Annotated in this window: 13 protein-coding genes and 1 pseudogene; 6 read left to right on the plus strand and 8 right to left on the minus strand. The window is 56.8% G+C overall.

What is annotated here, in order from left to right:
• Positions 1–148 precede the first annotated feature (148 nt).
• A complete protein-coding gene (locus ACXX83_RS07725; RefSeq protein WP_458548021.1) occupies positions 149–1,105 on the plus strand; it encodes an AraC family transcriptional regulator in 957 nt (318 codons plus the stop codon).
• A gap of 124 nt (positions 1,106–1,229) precedes the next feature.
• On the plus strand, positions 1,230–2,075 hold the full coding sequence (locus ACXX83_RS07730) for an AraC family transcriptional regulator (protein ID WP_458548022.1): 846 nt from the start codon (positions 1,230–1,232) through the stop codon (positions 2,073–2,075).
• Positions 2,076–2,120: 45 nt separating this feature from the next.
• Here the strand turns inward: ACXX83_RS07730 and ACXX83_RS07735 are convergent, their stop codons facing one another.
• Entirely contained in the window at positions 2,121–2,630 is a 510-nt protein-coding gene (locus tag ACXX83_RS07735) for a YkgB family protein (RefSeq protein ID WP_217837982.1), read from the minus strand.
• Between ACXX83_RS07735 and ACXX83_RS07740 the strand changes: the two genes are divergently transcribed.
• Complete coding sequence (locus ACXX83_RS07740; protein WP_041474827.1) at positions 2,629–3,174, plus strand: hypothetical protein; 546 nt, start codon at positions 2,629–2,631, stop codon at positions 3,172–3,174. The genes ACXX83_RS07735 and ACXX83_RS07740 overlap by 2 nt on opposite strands.
• Positions 3,175–3,577: 403 nt before the next feature.
• Positions 3,578–4,333, plus strand: a complete 756-nt coding sequence (locus ACXX83_RS07745; RefSeq protein WP_458548023.1) for a tetratricopeptide repeat protein — start codon at positions 3,578–3,580, stop codon at positions 4,331–4,333.
• Between the two features lie 197 nt (positions 4,334–4,530).
• Here ACXX83_RS07745 and ACXX83_RS07750 read toward each other — a convergent pair whose 3' ends face one another.
• The 3 genes from ACXX83_RS07750 to ACXX83_RS07760 form a co-directional block, all read right to left on the minus strand.
• On the minus strand, positions 4,531–5,100 hold the full coding sequence (locus ACXX83_RS07750) for a hypothetical protein (protein ID WP_015094646.1): 570 nt from the start codon (positions 5,098–5,100) through the stop codon (positions 4,531–4,533).
• 280 nt (positions 5,101–5,380) lie between these two features.
• Entirely contained in the window at positions 5,381–5,995 is a 615-nt protein-coding gene (locus tag ACXX83_RS07755) for a 3-keto-5-aminohexanoate cleavage protein (RefSeq protein ID WP_458548024.1), read from the minus strand.
• Between the two features lie 747 nt (positions 5,996–6,742).
• On the minus strand, positions 6,743–8,251 hold the full coding sequence (locus ACXX83_RS07760; RefSeq protein WP_458548025.1) for a sensor domain-containing diguanylate cyclase: 1,509 nt from the start codon (positions 8,249–8,251) through the stop codon (positions 6,743–6,745).
• A 283-nt stretch (positions 8,252–8,534) separates the two neighbouring features.
• On the opposite strand from ACXX83_RS07760, the gene ACXX83_RS07765 reads away from it, so the two are divergent.
• Positions 8,535–8,888, plus strand: coding sequence for a BON domain-containing protein (locus tag ACXX83_RS07765; protein ID WP_217837986.1), 354 nt, complete (start codon positions 8,535–8,537; stop codon positions 8,886–8,888).
• A gap of 270 nt (positions 8,889–9,158) precedes the next feature.
• On the opposite strand, the pseudogene ACXX83_RS07770 reads toward ACXX83_RS07765, so the two are convergent.
• From ACXX83_RS07770 to ACXX83_RS07785, 4 genes and pseudogenes are all read right to left on the minus strand, one after another.
• Positions 9,159–9,368: pseudogene (locus ACXX83_RS07770) on the minus strand (histidine phosphatase family protein); the annotation flags it as partial.
• Positions 9,369–9,475: 107 nt separating this feature from the next.
• Positions 9,476–10,588, minus strand: coding sequence for a choline metabolism transcriptional regulator GbdR (gbdR, locus tag ACXX83_RS07775; RefSeq protein ID WP_458548026.1), 1,113 nt, complete (start codon positions 10,586–10,588; stop codon positions 9,476–9,478).
• Between the two features lie 109 nt (positions 10,589–10,697).
• Complete coding sequence (gene gabP / locus ACXX83_RS07780; RefSeq protein WP_458548027.1) at positions 10,698–12,098, minus strand: GABA permease; 1,401 nt, start codon at positions 12,096–12,098, stop codon at positions 10,698–10,700.
• Positions 12,099–12,563: 465 nt separating this feature from the next.
• Entirely contained in the window at positions 12,564–13,733 is a 1,170-nt protein-coding gene (locus tag ACXX83_RS07785) for a PAS domain-containing sensor histidine kinase (RefSeq protein ID WP_458548028.1), read from the minus strand.
• 572 nt (positions 13,734–14,305) lie between these two features.
• Here ACXX83_RS07785 and ACXX83_RS07790 point away from each other — a divergent pair.
• The gene (locus tag ACXX83_RS07790; RefSeq protein ID WP_458548029.1) at positions 14,306–14,677 is read left to right on the plus strand and encodes a hypothetical protein; all 372 of its coding nucleotides are present in this window, start codon (positions 14,306–14,308) and stop codon (positions 14,675–14,677) included.
• Positions 14,678–15,256: the final 579 nt, after the last annotated feature.

The raw sequence follows: 15,256 nt of genomic DNA on the forward strand, positions 1-15,256 counted from the left end.
GCAGGAGTCAATGACAATCGGTGAAGCGTCTGGGGATGGTCTCGATCACTGAGTCCGCGTTGGTGCTAATCTAGGCCTCGCCATTCTGGCGGCGAATGACCAGTGCGCCTGATTACTTGCTCCGGACTCCGGAAAGGAGGGCTGGCAATTGCTGGATGCGCTATCTGATGTATTGCGGGTGATCCGGCTGTCTGGAGGGGTCTTCCTCGAGGCGGAGTTCACTGCGCCCTGGTGTCTGAGCGGAAGAATCTCGGCCGACGATTGCAAACCGTTCCTGGCCGCCCCTCGACATATCATCGCCTCGCATTTTGTCGCGGCGGGGCACATGCAATTGCGTGTCGACGATGGTGCCACCCTCGACGTGCGGGCAGGCGAACTCATTCTGCTTCCTCGCAACGACGTTCATACCTTTGGCAGTGATCTGGGCGTTGCGCCCATGTCGGCACGCGAAGTCATTCAGCCGCCGGAAGTCGGCGGCATATCACGAATCAAGTGCGGTGGGGGCGGCGAGGCTACACAGCTGCTGTGCGGGTTCCTCGGTTCTGAAACACCGTTCAGCCCGTTGCTTTCGTCGCTGCCATCCTTGTTGAAGCTGGATGTGCGCGCGACGGCTTCGGGCGCCTGGATTGAAAGCTCTTTCCGTTTCGCCGTCAGTGAGATCGCGGCGGGGCGCGTCGGCTCGGCAACGGTCATCGCCAAGCTCTCCGAACTGCTGTTCGTCGAAGCCGTCAGCCAGTATGTCGCGAACCTCCCCCCTGAACGGCGCGGGTGGCTGGCGGGTCTGCGAGATACGCATATCGGTCGCGCACTGGCGCTGCTCCATGCCCGTCCAACCGAGGGCTGGACGGCAGAAGCCCTGGCGCTTGAAGTGGGCATGTCGCGCTCGGTATTCGCGGAGCGATTCACGGCATTGGTCGGGCAGCCACCGATGCAATACCTGACGCTCTGGCGGATGCACGTGGCGGCTCAACACCTGCGCGAAGGTCGCGGTAACGTGGCGCAAATCGGCTTTGCAGTGGGCTACGAATCCGAAGCGGCGTTCAGTCGCGCATTCAAACGCCAGTTCGGCACATCACCCGGCACCTGGCGCAGACAATCGTCATGAGAAGGTCCGGTGCCTGAGGGCGGACCGATCATGGCCAATCAATTGGTACAGCATTTGAGCCCCGTCGGAGCGCAAACCGGCGGTGTTATGATCTGAGCGTCTGTATCTCGCCAAGAGATTGCCCATGGATCGCTTGTCTACCTTGTTGTCGCAGTTCGGCGTGCGCGCAAACCTGTTTTACAACGGCAGACTTTGCGGCCTGGCGTCCTACAACGGCGCTGAGGGACGTGGTTATATCCATCTGCTGCAGGCTGGTAGCGTCACCTTGCTGGGACCCGATCGCAAGGACTTGCTGCTGACGCGGCCCAGTCTGATTTTTATGCCACGCCCCAGCCGGCATCAACTGTTTGCCGGTGAGTCCGAGGGCGCTCAACTGTTGTGTGCGTCAATGGAGTTTGAGGGCGGGGTCGATAACCCGTTGTCGGCTTCGTTACCCGATTGTCTGGTGTTGTCCCTGGATGAGCTGCCAATGCTGGCCGATACGCTGAAATGGATGTTCGCCGAGGCGGCAGGTGGACATTGTGGCAGGGAGGCAGCGCTGGATCGGTTGTTCGAATTGTTGATCATTTTGTTGTTCCGGCACCTGCTGGACCATCACCAGTTGCGTACGGGGATTATGGCTGGGCTGGCCGATTCGCGGCTGGCGCGCTCTCTGGTGCAGATCCACAACGCGCCTCATCGAGCCTGGTCGATTGCGGAACTGGCGAGCGAGTCGAACATGTCTCGCGCTGCCTACGCCGTGCATTTTCGCGCCGTTATCGGGCAGACGCCGGCGGATTATCTGTTGAGTTGGCGCATCAGCCTGGCGCAGAAGCGTCTGCGTGAAGGGCGGTCGATAACGCTGATCGCCGCCGAGGTCGGCTATGAGAGCCCTTCGGCACTGGCACGCGCGTTTCGACGCAAGACGGGCTACAGCCCTCGGGACTGGATGAAAGTTCTGGCAGGAGAAGATGACGGGGCAATGGCCTGAAAGCATCGAACTGCTTCAGGCCATCGCGAGAGGTCGATCATCGGTTTAACGGCTTTGCAGCTCAGTCAGGGAATGGCCGGCGACAAATATCGAAGCAGCGAGCAATCCGATGTCCTTGAGCAGAAACTGGCCCGGCGCAACCGTGATGGCTGGAAAACCGAGGCCGGGTTCAATCACGCCGGGGGTCGAGATCATGAAGCTCAAGGTCGTGAAGAACAGCCCTGCAGACAGCACACCGCCGATCAATGAAAGCTTGGGTGACAGCAAGCGACCTGCAATCAGGATACCGATCGACACCTCCAGAACCCCGAGCAAACTGGAGAAGGTATCGACACTGAAAATGTCATAAACCCAACCCAGGAAAGGGCTGTTGCTCACCAGCGGCACCAGCCCGGCAGCTTCGTAGTGCGTGAACTTCATCCCGCCGAACCAGAAGTAAATGACGGCCAGTGCAAAGTAGGCACCGTAAGTGCCGAGCGCCATGGTTTTGATCCCCAGCGTGGAAGGGTGTTGTGCGTTGTTGGTTTTGTAGTTCTCGATGCTTAAGGTTTTCATGATCAAGGCTTCCAGGAGTTTGGTGAGGAACGCTAATCAGCAACCCGGCGCGGTGTGCGTTGGGAGTGGAGACAGTGTTGCCTTTGATTCCACGCTCGTGGCGTCTGAACGTATTGCGTTCAGTGCAGATCGTCTTGACTCATGGCAGGTCTTGAAAGAGCAGGCGTTCGCAAAGAAAGTCGATGAACATCTGCGTTCGGGCCGGAACATATTTGCACTAGCGACGATAGTAACGGCGATCGTCCTCGTAACGGTGCCGCATGGCCCGATCCTGGTGGCGCTCCCAATCACGACGGCGCTCGGCTTCCCGGCGGGCTTGCTCTCTACGCCATTGATCTCTACGCCACTGATCCCTGCGCCAGTCGTCTCGGCGCCAATCGTCTCTATGATCGTGCCAACGGCCGTCATGCCAGTATCGGTCGTCATGGGCAAGCAACGGCCCTGGCTGCTTGCCGGCCACACTGGCCAAGTTCGGCCAAGGGTTGCCGGCGGCCTGGACGGGCGTCTGGATGGCTGGGGCTTGAGTTGCAGAAACAGGGGTTGAATCCTTCATCTGTGTGGCTGATGCCGAGCCCACTGCCGCGAACGCGAACAGGCCGAAGAGCACCATCCGTGGGACATGGAATTTCATGAGCGAAGACAACCTCTGATGGACAATTGGACGTGTGGCTATATGGCGGCGGGAAGCTTGCAGGGGGCGTGCTTACCGAGCGCATGTGCCTATCCACATAGACCGGTAAATAGGAAAAAGTTCTAGGGGGCCGTTGCTTAAATAGCCAACGATCTCAGTCGTGGGCTGATAACAAACAGAAGCGGTGGCAACGGCCGTTGCAGTAGGAACTTCAGGGTGTTGGCCAGGTCTATAGCGGCCCTGTATCGGAAGTGCCGAGCAGCGCTGTGGTCTGTTTTACGGCAGTGCCGTCCGAGTTCAGTCGAGTCCGCCCCCGATGCCAAACAAGAGTTTTCCGCCGGTCCTCATCCTGGTGTTCTGCGCTGTCGCCTCGTTTAGTGCTGTCGCTGCCGAGCGAAGAGCGCCCGCGCAAAGCAACAACGCATCAACCACCCTGATCGAAACAGCCTCGCGGCAGTATGAAAGCGGCCAACTGGACCAGGCCGCCGCCACGCTTGAGCGTGCCCTGCATATCCAGCCGAACAATCCCGCGACGCTGCATTACCTCGGTGTGTTGCGTCTTCAGCAGGGGCAGTACCAGCAGGCTGAAACCTTGGCGGCGCGCTCGAACATGCGGGTTGGTAACAATGTCCAGTTGCGCAACCGCAACTTCCAATTGATCCAGGCGGCGCAGCAGGCCCAATCTTCGGGAACCTCGCCCAACGCGGACGTGGTCGCCGTTCAGAAGGGGCTGTCAGAGGAGACCCAAAAGCGCCGCGCAGCGCAGGCGGTTGTTGAGCAATCCACTGCGGACACCGGGCGTGACGCTGGCAACTTCACTGGCGCAGAGGCAGGTCGGGTTTCGGATGTACCGACGGCTGGCAGAGTAGGGTCCGAAGGACAATTGCAAATGGCTAATATCGGGCCAGAGCGGGCGTACGCCGAGGTTGAGATTCCCCGCGGCCATATGCCGCCTCCGGGCAAATGCCGAATCTGGTTTCCTGATCGTCCGCCAGGGCATCAGCCTGCACCCGGTAAATGCAAGAAGCTGCGCTATCGGGTTCCTTCAGGGGCCTATCTGGTGCGCGGGTGAGCTCCTCACTCCGAAAGGGTTAACGGGTCGCGGGTCAAGACGTTGGCTGAAAGGTTCATCAATCAGCCAAGTGGCCTTCGTGTGGCGATCAGGTGTCAGTACTGATTCAATCCACGACTTCAAGCATGGATGCCTGGGTAGACTCCTGTGCCGAGGGAGGTCTCATGCTATCCACGCTTGAGTTTGTGCTACACCCACTATGAAACCGTAGGCTCCTCACCACGTATCGTGCCCGCCGTGCTGGCGACCACAAGCGCCACGGCACAAGCCAGCAATGCGAATGCCGTGAAAACCCCCATCACATGCAAGCATGGCATGACATGATTCCAGGCTCGAGCCACCCCCAGAAAAGCGGCGAACAACCAGCCACTCATGGAGAACGCCCCCAAGAGTGCCAGGCGACCGCGGTCGGAACCCGGTAACAAGACGAAGGGGGCTTTTTGCAACAGCGGGAAGCCGACGCGATGCAACAGACCTCCGTTCAGAGTCAGCAGCGCGACAACCGCCACCTTGGCCCAGAGCTTCTGGTTGAGCAAGTACGCAGTGCCCTCGAGGAGATACCCCTGAAGGACCAACAGCAGACCACTGCCCCAAAGGGCCAGTAACGCGAGAGTGGCGATTTTCCTGGTTTCTTCCAGATACTCAAGCTTCGCCTGATCCAGCGCTTCCTTGCGCCAACTCCAAAGCTTGTGATCGGCAAGCAATACCCTGCCGAGGGCAATACAACTGGCGAGCAGATGAACGTACACGAGGAGCATTTTTAGCATTATTTTTATTGACCTTATTGTATGGACAATGCACTCCCTGCGTCCTGAGCTTGAATATTAATGATACGTATTCCTGCTTGTAACAACAAGTTTCAGAGTAATCGAATCAGCATTTTTGGCGATTATCTGTACATGTCGGTTGGATCCATTCGGGTATCTGCAAGTTCAGGGGTTCGATTCAGTATCTGAACGACTGCATCGCCTGGTTACAAGCATTTCGATTGCCCCTACTCAATGGCGACCAGACGATCGACAAGTTCATTGACGGGTTACGAGGCTGCTACAGGATGCTGGTGGGGTTTGACGATACTTGCGCCGCCTTCGGCAGGCGCCCGTCGGTGTCGTAGGTCATGAAGCCCTTGTAGCCTTCTGGCCGATTCGGTGGCAGGCCGAGGTGGAAAAGCGTTTCTTCCACTGTCTCGTACCAAACGCCAATCTTCATGATCTTGCGCGCTCCGTCGGCATTGGCCACTTTGCGCCCGAACTGCTCGCTCTGCCTGACCGCCCATTCGACTTGCTTGACCGACGGCCAGCGCTGCTTGTGCATGTCCCAGATGTTGTCTTCGTTGCCAACGCGTACGTGGACACCCAGGATGGTCGCCATCTGCTGAATCGCGATGTTGCCGCGCATGCTGCTCCAGAACGTCACACTGGAGGCGCCGTGCGGCGTGCGACGCAGCATCTCCATCCAGTCGAATGGATTGCGCCCCATTGTGCCGCAGCCATAGCCGTACAACGCGACATTCATCGGGCCCTTGTACACCCCGGCGCGCAGCAGCCGCTCGATGATTTCAAGCTGGTGAACCGTAGCGGGTACGAAGTAAGGCTGGATCTTGTTCGCGGTGAGTCGTTTGAGATGTTCAAGGTAAAACGCGGGAGTCGAATCGACGACCATGCCGCTTCAGGCGGCTGTCACTGTAGGATCGGCCAAGTGAGTCCCTTGCGCGTCACCCGGTTGAAAGGCCTGGGTAATGTCCCACAAGGTTGTGCCAGTGGTCACCGTCACGCAATCGAGTGGTCACGCGCGGTGGCATCCGGGAGAAAGCGAAGCCAGGGACACTATTTTCGTAAGTTGTACTAATCCTTCTCCTGTCCGGGAACTGTTGGCTGAAACTTTAAGTGAAGCCTCCATTTCCTACCGGATCCACAACCGGCAAAAGCAAGCATAGGAACTATCAGTGTTGTGTCAACTGAAGTAATTCAGGGGATTTTTAATACAATGCCAAGGTGTTTCATATCTGAGTCAAATAGGGGGTGCCGAGTTAAACGCAGCTTGAAACCTGTACTGATAAAACATTCTTGATCTGTCTTTCCAAGATGCTGATGGGCTATGAACACATTTCTCTGGTCGTCTACTTCAGGCCGGATAGCGACGGTCAATCACCGACCTCGATTCCCAGGTATCTGACGGTGTTTTCAAGCTTCGTATGACCAGGCAGGAGCTGGACAGCTCTCAGGTTCTTCGTCCTGCGACCCATTGACGGTGGAGGCAGCCTGAATTCGGCCAGAAGCGGAAACTTAAGGCTTCCCTAAACATCGAAAATCCAGGTTGATATGAGCAATGCACCGAACAGAACCGAAAATTTGCGGAACAAATAATCCGCGATGATTCAATTTGCTAGGCGATTACAGTTGCGAACCCTCATCCTTTACAGTGCGTCGCAAACTGGTTTCGTCCAAGTGTCTTGGCGCTATACAGCGCCTGATCTGCGGCTTCGATTAAACTTTGCAATTGGTCCAATCGGGAACCCGCGGCAGTGGCAATCCCTATACTTACACTCACTCGACCCAATGGGCTGGCTTCGTGGGAAATACTCTCTTCTTTCAACCGACGCAGGATTAGTTGCGCCACAACCTGCGCACCATCAATGTCCGTATCAGGCATGATTACGCCCATCTCTTCACCACCATACCGCGCCACTAGATCCGATGGTCGGCGTACGCATTCCTCCACGACCTTACCAACGCTCTGCAGACAGAAGTCTCCGGCAACATGTCCTTTGGAATCGTTGAACAGCTTGAAATAGTCGATGTCAATCATCAGAAGTGCCAAAGACGTCCCCTCGCGCTGTGCTCGTCGCGCCTCCATGGCCAATGTCACATCAAAGTAGCGCCGATTCGCCAAACCGGTTAGGGCATCCTTCATCGCCAGTAGCTCCAGTTGCCGATTCGATGAGAGCAATTGCTCCTGAGTGCCCCTCAACTGACCTTCTACCTTGGTACGCCGACGGATATCCAGGATCAAAAGCCTACCGATGAGGCCGGTGAGCCCCAGCAACCCCGTCACCACTACCGCCGACAGCAGTGCCTCCATTCGCCACGCAGTGAGCGCTTCTCGCTTCCCGAGAGCGACGGTGGTTATCAGCGGCAGCTTGTCACTCTTTTGGAATGCATAGAGCCGTTCCACGCCGTCCAGGCTGGAGGTGAACGACGCGGTGCCGACGGATCGGTCCACAAGATACTTCGCATAGATCGGCGACTTCGAAAAGTTGCGCCCCATGTCCTGCTCGCGGAAGGGATAGCGAGCTAACAACGTGCCATCGGTATAGGACAACCCGATGGCACCCTCTTGCCCTACGTCGATCTTTCCAAACAGCCGCAGGAAGTTTTCTATCCCCAACGTTACCGCCACCACCCCGGCAAATTCTCCGCGAGCATCATTGAAGCGCCGGCTGACGGTGATCACCCACTCCTGATTGGAACGGCTTTGGATTGGCGGACCGATAAGGATCTCACGGGATGGATCGTCGCGATGATGAATGAAATAGGCACGATCACTGCTGTTCGCCCCGGCCGGAATCGGCCGATTGGAAGACATCAACCAGCGTCCCTGATTGTCGTAGATGGAGATACCACTGAGCTGTGGCATCAGGGGTTGCTGTCGATTGACCAGCGCACTTAACCGCCGGATCTGTATGGGGCCACTACCTTCAGTTTCCAGGCGTTCGACAAGCCCGAGCAAGAGCAAGGAGCTTTGGCGGACAATGCCTTCGGAGTAGGTAGCGAGCGCCTGAGTGAGATTCAATCCGTGGACATTCACATCCTCCAGCGCTCGATCTCGGGAGGCCAGCACCTTCCAGACAGTCAGTGATGCCAGGGAACAGCCGATAAACAACAGCAAAAGTACAACCAGGTGGGTATCACGCTTCACGTCACTACCTTATGGAAAGTCCAGTTTTCCGTTCCAGCTACTGTTGGGCCAAGGCCATAACGGCAGCTGTTTTTCCTTGTCTTGAATAAGGATACAAGTCGTTACGCATAGTTGCAGCGCTCTGACCGCAGGCAACGGCCGTACTATAATTAATTTCTGTCAATGTTTGTGTGGCGAGCGCTCCAAAACGAATCAGGTATCCATAGCGTTCACCTCACAGGCAGAGGGCAGCACAGCAGAAGGGATGGGCAATACGTCTGATTACGCGAGAGAGGGTTCAGCCATGAAAATTCACTCCTTCCAGCATTACTCTCATGGTCTGGAAATGGCCGTTCACGATGCATGGATTACCGCCAAGGTGAAGTCGGCCCTGGCATTTTCCGATCCGACCCTTAGTCTGCATATCAATGTCAAAACCCATGCGGGCATAGTGGGGTTAAGCGGCCGCGTCAACACTCATAGACAGTGTGAACAGGCCATTGATCTGGCCCGTTCGGTTCATGGTGTCGCCGAAGTCGATGCCAGCGACCTGCAGACCCATGTGTTCACGCCAGGGAGTTTTCCAGAAGCGCCCAACGCCGAAGAGAGCACTGAACGCCGGCCACAATCGTCAAAAAAGATGGACGACAAATCATAATGGCAACTTTATAGGCGCCGCGCTCCCAGTCGGGAACCGAGAGCGGAGGGAAGCTCAATGCCTATGTGTCCCAGAGTGAAGCGCCCATGGTTTCGTGGATATTTCCGACTGGCTGCTCATGGTCGGTTTCTGCCCCTCACGGAGGGCCGCTTCACGCCCTGAGGAAGTCAGTCAACCAAAAACGTGGTTTTCGCGTCCCAAAGAAGTCTCTACAAATGAACGAGCAACCTGAACTTCCCCTTCGTTTAATCTCCGCGCCAGATGGCACTTTTAAACACCGCTATATTGATACACCGTCGCACTCCAATACTGGCTGCCGTTACGTTTTTGGCGAACCCATCCATCGGCCACCAGTTGTTTGGCGATCATTCGATTCATAAAGCCATGACCGAGCAGCAGAACCGGTCCTTCGTTGGCAAGGGACTGAAGTCGTCGAGCTGCCGTGCTGGCGCGTATCCTCGCAGTTGCGGCGGATTCGACGCTGGCTTCATCCATGATTAACGACTCAGGCAGAAGTGGTAGGGCTGGAGCGATTCACTGCAATAAGCTTGCCCTGCCAGGAGGGCTTGCAGCGCGTAAACCGCCGATCACCTCGACTCCGCCAAACCGGAACGATCCATCATGCGAACACTGGCAAAGGTCGATTCGTTTCGCGCCTGGTCGAGTGCTGTCAGCGGTTTGGTCAATGACGGCTGCGTAGTCGCAAGCGTTGCCAATTTGCGATTCATTTCAGAGCCGGAACGCTCCTCACTGGGTGGAACACCAAAGTACTCGCGATAGCATTTGGAAAAATGGGGTGTCGACACGAAACCGCATACATACGCCAACTCAATGATCGACAGTGATGTTTGCTTGAGCAGTTGTCGTGCTCGAACAAGACGTAACCTCAAGTAATAGCGTGACGGCGTACAGTGAAGGTATTTCTGAAATAGCCGCTCCAGCTGTCGACGTGACAGGTCAACGTATTCTGCAAGGTTATCGAGGTCGATCGGTTCCTCGAGATTGGCCTCCATCAACGCGACGATCTCTTGCAGCTTGGGCTGATGAGTTCCGAGCATATGCCTGAGTGGAACGCGCTGATGATCCTGTTCGTTGCGTATGCGCTCGTAAACGAACATATCAGAAATGGCTGCCGATAATTCACGACCATGATCGCGACCGATCAGGTGCAGCATCATGTCCATGGGGGCCGTTCCGCCGGAGCTTGTAAAGCGGTTTTGGTCGAGGGTGAACAGGCTCGCGCTGATGCTGACTCGCGGGAAAGCTTCCTGCATGGCAGCCAGAAATTCCCAATGCACACTGCACTCGTAGCCGTCGAGCAGCCCGGCTTTTGCGAGCGCCCAGCTACCGGTGCATACACCTCCCAAGCGTCTGGACTGACGCGCCAAGGCTTGCAGCCAGGTAATGTGCTCGCGGGTAATCACGCTCTGGATTCCAATGCCGCCGCACACGATTACAGTGTCCGCCACCAATGGGTTGTTCCACGAAGCATCCGGAGTGATCTGCACGCCGTCACTGGCCCAGACAGGCTCTCCACCAGGGCTGAACGTATGCCAGCGATATAGCTCTCGCCCCGACAACTGATTGGCCATGCGCAGTGGTTCTACTGCGGACGCCAGGGAAATAAGTGTGAATTTGTCCAGCAGCAGAAAACCGACGGATTGAGTCTTTCCGTCGGACACGGTGGAGTTCGATGACATCGTGGTCATGTCCTCACAAAAAGCGATGACGGCCTGTGACACAGGAGCGGGTAATACCCCCAGTCCTGGCGTAGGGGGTATCAGGTTCGGCGCAACTACCTCCCTGGTTTTATCCCGCCGATGTCGCTCTCGCAGCCTGCGCAGGCTGACGCGATGTCACAAGGCCGATAAAGGAAATCGCCAGCGCCAGGCCAATGGTCGTGCTCACTTCGGTACGGTGTTCAGGGGAGGCCATCATCACCGCCAGCGCCGCGCAGATGAACAGGATCACCAACCAGGTGAGCCATGGAAACAGCCACATGCGAAAGGTCAGCTCGACGTTCTGCCGACGCAACATCCGGCGCATGCGCAGCTGCGACACTGCAATGGCCAGGTACACCACCAAGGCAATCGCGCCGGAACTGGCCAGCAGGAACTCGAACAACCCGGCGGGCATGAAGTAGCTCCACACGGTGATCGCCGCGCCCAACACGGTGCTGGCGATGACTGCTGCCCGCGGCACGCCTTCGGAGGAGGTCGCCTTCAGTGCCTTCGGCGCATCACCGCGACGGCCCAGCGAGTACAGCATGCGCGAGGCAATGTAGATCGAGGAGTTCATGCAACTGGCCACGGCGATCAGCACCACCACGTCCACCATGAACTTGGCGTGGGGAATGTTCATGATTTCCAGGGCCCGCTGGTAGGAGCCTACCGAAGCCAACAGCGGGTCATTCCAGGGCACCACGGAGATGACCACGAAAATCGACAGCAGGTAAAACACCCCGATGCGCCAGATCACCGAACGGGTGGCCTTGGCAATGTTCTGCGAGGGATTGTCGGATTCGGCGGCGGCGATGGTGACCGCTTCGGTACCGATGAAACTGAACATGATGGTGATGAAGGCGCCGACTACCGCCGACAGCCCGTTTGGAGCAAACCCGCCGTGCTCGGCCATCAGGCCGCTCAATCCGCTGACTTCCCGATCGGGAATCCAGCCCATCAACACGGCAAAGCCCACGCCGATGAAACCGATGATCGCCACGACCTTGGCCATGGCGAACCAGAACTCGAATTCGCCGTACTTGGACACGCTGAACAGATTTGTCACCACCAGTACAATGATCGACACCAGGGCGAACAGCCAGGCATCGATTTGGGGAAACCACTGGTTCAATACATGACCGGCGGCCAGCGCTTCGATAGGGATCACCAGCACCCAGAACCACCAGTAGAGCCAACCGACGGTGAAGCCGGCCCAACGGCCGATGGCCTGGTCGGCATAGGTGGAGAAAGAGCCGGTGTCCGGGTTGGCCACCGCCATTTCACCGAGCATGCGCATGACCAGGACGACGAGCAGGCCAGAGAATAGATAGGCCAGCAGGACCGCCGGGCCAGCCGCCGCAATGGCGTGTCCTGAGCCAACGAACAAACCGGCGCCGATAATACCGGCGATTGACAGCATTGTTACGTGACGAGGCTTGAAGCCCTGCGCCAATTGGCCACTCGAATCCTTGGAGCTCGGGCTAATCATTGGTTTTTTTTTCTCTGCCGATCGACATTTAAGCGGATGGATAGGGCAACAGATCATCATTGCTGCCTGCCGGGCTTCCTGAAAGAAGCACCCTTCAAACGCTGCAGTTCTTATCAAGCCCATCATCGTGACGTGGTTGTTTCGATGAAAAGGTGCGCCACCTTACCCGGCTTGTCCGATGATTCAGTTATCTGATCACGCCACATCCGTGTCTGATATCGACACAGGAAGTTATTGTGTTCGCGATGGAAACCAACGAGTCACTACGCGGCCAAGGGTAATCATCTCGGTTCATTGAGAGTGCTTTTAATCAGGTAGCGAGACTCGTTGCCTATAAGGAATAAACTCATCGCTCCTCAAGAACCTCTATTTGGGTTGACTGACTTCCTCGGGGCGTGAAGCGGCCAGTCATGCCTGGCTATCGTCGGCTAGTAATGGAGGGGGGAAGGGCAATCCAGGTAAATATCAGGTGCGAGGAAAGGTTACAGTGAATGTTGTACCGGTGGTGAGAGTAGAAGTTACAGCCACTTCGCCGCAGTGCGCCTTAACGATCTCCCGAACAATGAACAGACCCAACCCGACACTTCTGAGTTCGGCATTGTCATGACTGCCTCGGATCATCGGCTCGAACAAATCCCCAAGCAACGCCTCAGGTATAGGGGTGCCGAAGTTGTGCACGGTTATAACGAGAACTTGATCTTCAAAGCGTGTGGAAACGGTGACTTCGCTATCGTTGGCACCGTAGGCGACTGCATTGGCGACCAGGTTGCCGATGAGCTGATAAAGCCGATCGCTGTCTGCAGAGAAAGCACCTTGCCCATACCGCAGATGGGTCAACGTATGCCCGGGAAAAGCCAGGCTCAACTCGTCCAGGCAATCGGCTATCAGTTCGTGTAAATCGATGGGTTTGGGCAGGACCGAGATACCTCGCCCCACCTGAGTCAGGGTGAAATCCAGCAGATCGGCCACCAAGCGCTGCGCACGCTCGGCCGAGTGGGTGATGTGGCCAAGTATCTGGACCTGTTTGGCATCCATCTCTCGGCGGCCCAGCAGTTCCGTGGCCATTTTTATGGCCGACAACGGATTGCGCAGGTCATGACTGACAATCCCGATCAGTTGCTCGGCGAACAGGGCCCTGTCTTCAGCCGCAGCGTACGTTAGACGCAACTTGTCCTGGGTCATGTCCTGTACGCGTTGGTCCTTGAGGTGTTTCGCCAAATGCCTTTCGGCAAGCATTCGGGCATTGAGCAGTTCGCGCTCGTACCTTTGGCTATCCGCGGCCTTGAATAGCGTCATTTCATGAAATATGCCAGCAGAATGCTCACAGCTGATGGCGCTGAGCATCATTGGAATGAAATCTCCGTTGTGGTGAACGAGATCGAACTTCACGTCAGCAACGACGCCCTGAATCTGCATGAGGGGCGCCCAGTACATCTTGTGGAACGTCCTTCCCTCGAGGCTCATCAAGTCCTGGATGTGACGCCCGAGCAGCTCTTTTCGCCGCAAGCCTAACCAGCGGCAGAACGTGAGGTTGACCCGTGCGATCTCGCCATTTTCTGCGGTCAGCAGCAATCCACAGTCAGCTTCGTCGAAGAGAACGTCAGAACCGGGCTGCGAATTTTCATCTTCGGACATTTGTATTCACTGACCAATGGGGCCGATATCTGGAAAATTATAGACACGGCTTGCGCAAGGGCACTCAGAACTTGCCCTTTTCAGACCTCGATGTTTTTTTTGGGGCGTTCACTGGTTTGGAGGTCACCGCCCCTTGTGGGAGCTGGCTTGCCAGCGATGGTCGTTAACGATAACGCGTACCGCTCAACGCATGTCCTGGTCCTGAGATTGATTTGTTGAACTCGGGCTGAAAGCACTCATCTAACCTATACGTGGGAATATTTCCCGCGAAGCGATACTGACTGGTGTTGAAGGATCATGCGCAAGCCGCAGTTGCTCGTTAAAGCTGCAGATTGATGACCGTGTCGGTTGGCTGGCCGCTCAAATGGGCGGCCGGGAACTTACTGGATATTGCGTTCGATACGGACATGACTACGCAACTCCAACCGGAGGTTGGAACATGCAGCTCAATAAATGTTTATTGGCTCTGGCAATTGGCGCAGTCCTGTCGGCATCGACTGTACTGGTGCCCGATTACATCGGCAGTTTCTCCAGCGTGTATGCCAAAGAAGGTGGCAGCGACGGTGGTCAGGGTGGCAGTGGCCAAGGAAAGGGTGGCGATCATGGAGCAGGAGGCGATGGAAAGGGTGGTGATCATGGAGCAGGAGGCGATGGAAAGGGTGGTGATCATGGAGCAGGAGGCGATGGAAAGGGTGGCGATCATGGAGCAGGAGGCGATGGAAAGGGTGGTGATCATGGAGCAGGAGGCGATGGAAAGGGTGGTGATCATGGAGCAGGAGGCGATGGAAAGGGTGGCGATCATGGAGCAGGAGGCGATGGAAAGGGTGGTGATCATGGAGCAGGAGGCGATGGAAAGGGTGGTGATCATGGAGCAGGAGGCGATGGAAAGGGTGGTGATCATGGTGCGGCAGGCGATCATGATGCGGCAGGCGATGATGGTGTAGCAGGCGATCATGATGTGGCAGGCGATGATGGTGTAGCAGGCAATGGCAATGCGCATGACAACGACGCAGACAACAATGGCGCAGACGCTGCCGTGAACGACGCGGATGCAGTCCGGGACGCTGCCAAAGCTGATGCGGATGCAGTCCGGGATTCGGCAATAGCCACTGCAAATGCAACCAGGGACGCAGCCAGAACTCAGGCGGATGCAGCCAGGGACGTAGCAAGAGCTGCTGGCGTAGCGGGCGCGGATGCCACAAGGGATGCTGCCAGGGCCGCTGCGGATGCAGCCAGGGACGCCGGCAAGGCAGGCGCAGATGCAGCCAGAGATGCTGCCAAAGCTGCTGCAGATGCAGCCCGGGACGCCAAAGTTCAGGCAATTTGCCAGAGAGTCGAGCAAAGTCCGGCCGAAAGATGCCAGAGAGGCTGGCAAAGTTGAGGCGAAAGATGCCCGAGAGGATCTGGCAGACGCCCGAGACGCCCCGGATATGCGCCTGAGGTAAGCAAATAGGCTTGCGTGTTCCGTAATGAACACGGCAGGCCTTCCGGTAGAAACCGGCTCGCATGAGAGGCGTATCGGC

Source organism: Pseudomonas sp. GNP012, assembly GCF_054343835.1.

Coding starts and splice junctions, on each gene's coding strand:
- ACXX83_RS07740 (WP_041474827.1), top strand. CDS start 2,629: ATGATCAAGGCTTCCAGGAGTTTGGTGAGGAACGCTAATCAGCAACCC.
- gabP (WP_458548027.1), bottom strand. CDS start 12,098: ATGATTAGCCCGAGCTCCAAGGATTCGAGTGGCCAATTGGCGCAGGGC.
- ACXX83_RS07735 (WP_217837982.1), bottom strand. CDS start 2,630: ATGAAAACCTTAAGCATCGAGAACTACAAAACCAACAACGCACAACAC.
- ACXX83_RS07750 (WP_015094646.1), bottom strand. CDS start 5,100: ATGCTAAAAATGCTCCTCGTGTACGTTCATCTGCTCGCCAGTTGTATT.
- gbdR (WP_458548026.1), bottom strand. CDS start 10,588: ATGTCATCGAACTCCACCGTGTCCGACGGAAAGACTCAATCCGTCGGT.
- ACXX83_RS07745 (WP_458548023.1), top strand. CDS start 3,578: ATGCCAAACAAGAGTTTTCCGCCGGTCCTCATCCTGGTGTTCTGCGCT.
- ACXX83_RS07755 (WP_458548024.1), bottom strand. CDS start 5,995: ATGGTCGTCGATTCGACTCCCGCGTTTTACCTTGAACATCTCAAACGA.
- ACXX83_RS07765 (WP_217837986.1), top strand. CDS start 8,535: ATGAAAATTCACTCCTTCCAGCATTACTCTCATGGTCTGGAAATGGCC.
- ACXX83_RS07785 (WP_458548028.1), bottom strand. CDS start 13,733: ATGTCCGAAGATGAAAATTCGCAGCCCGGTTCTGACGTTCTCTTCGAC.
- ACXX83_RS07730 (WP_458548022.1), top strand. CDS start 1,230: ATGGATCGCTTGTCTACCTTGTTGTCGCAGTTCGGCGTGCGCGCAAAC.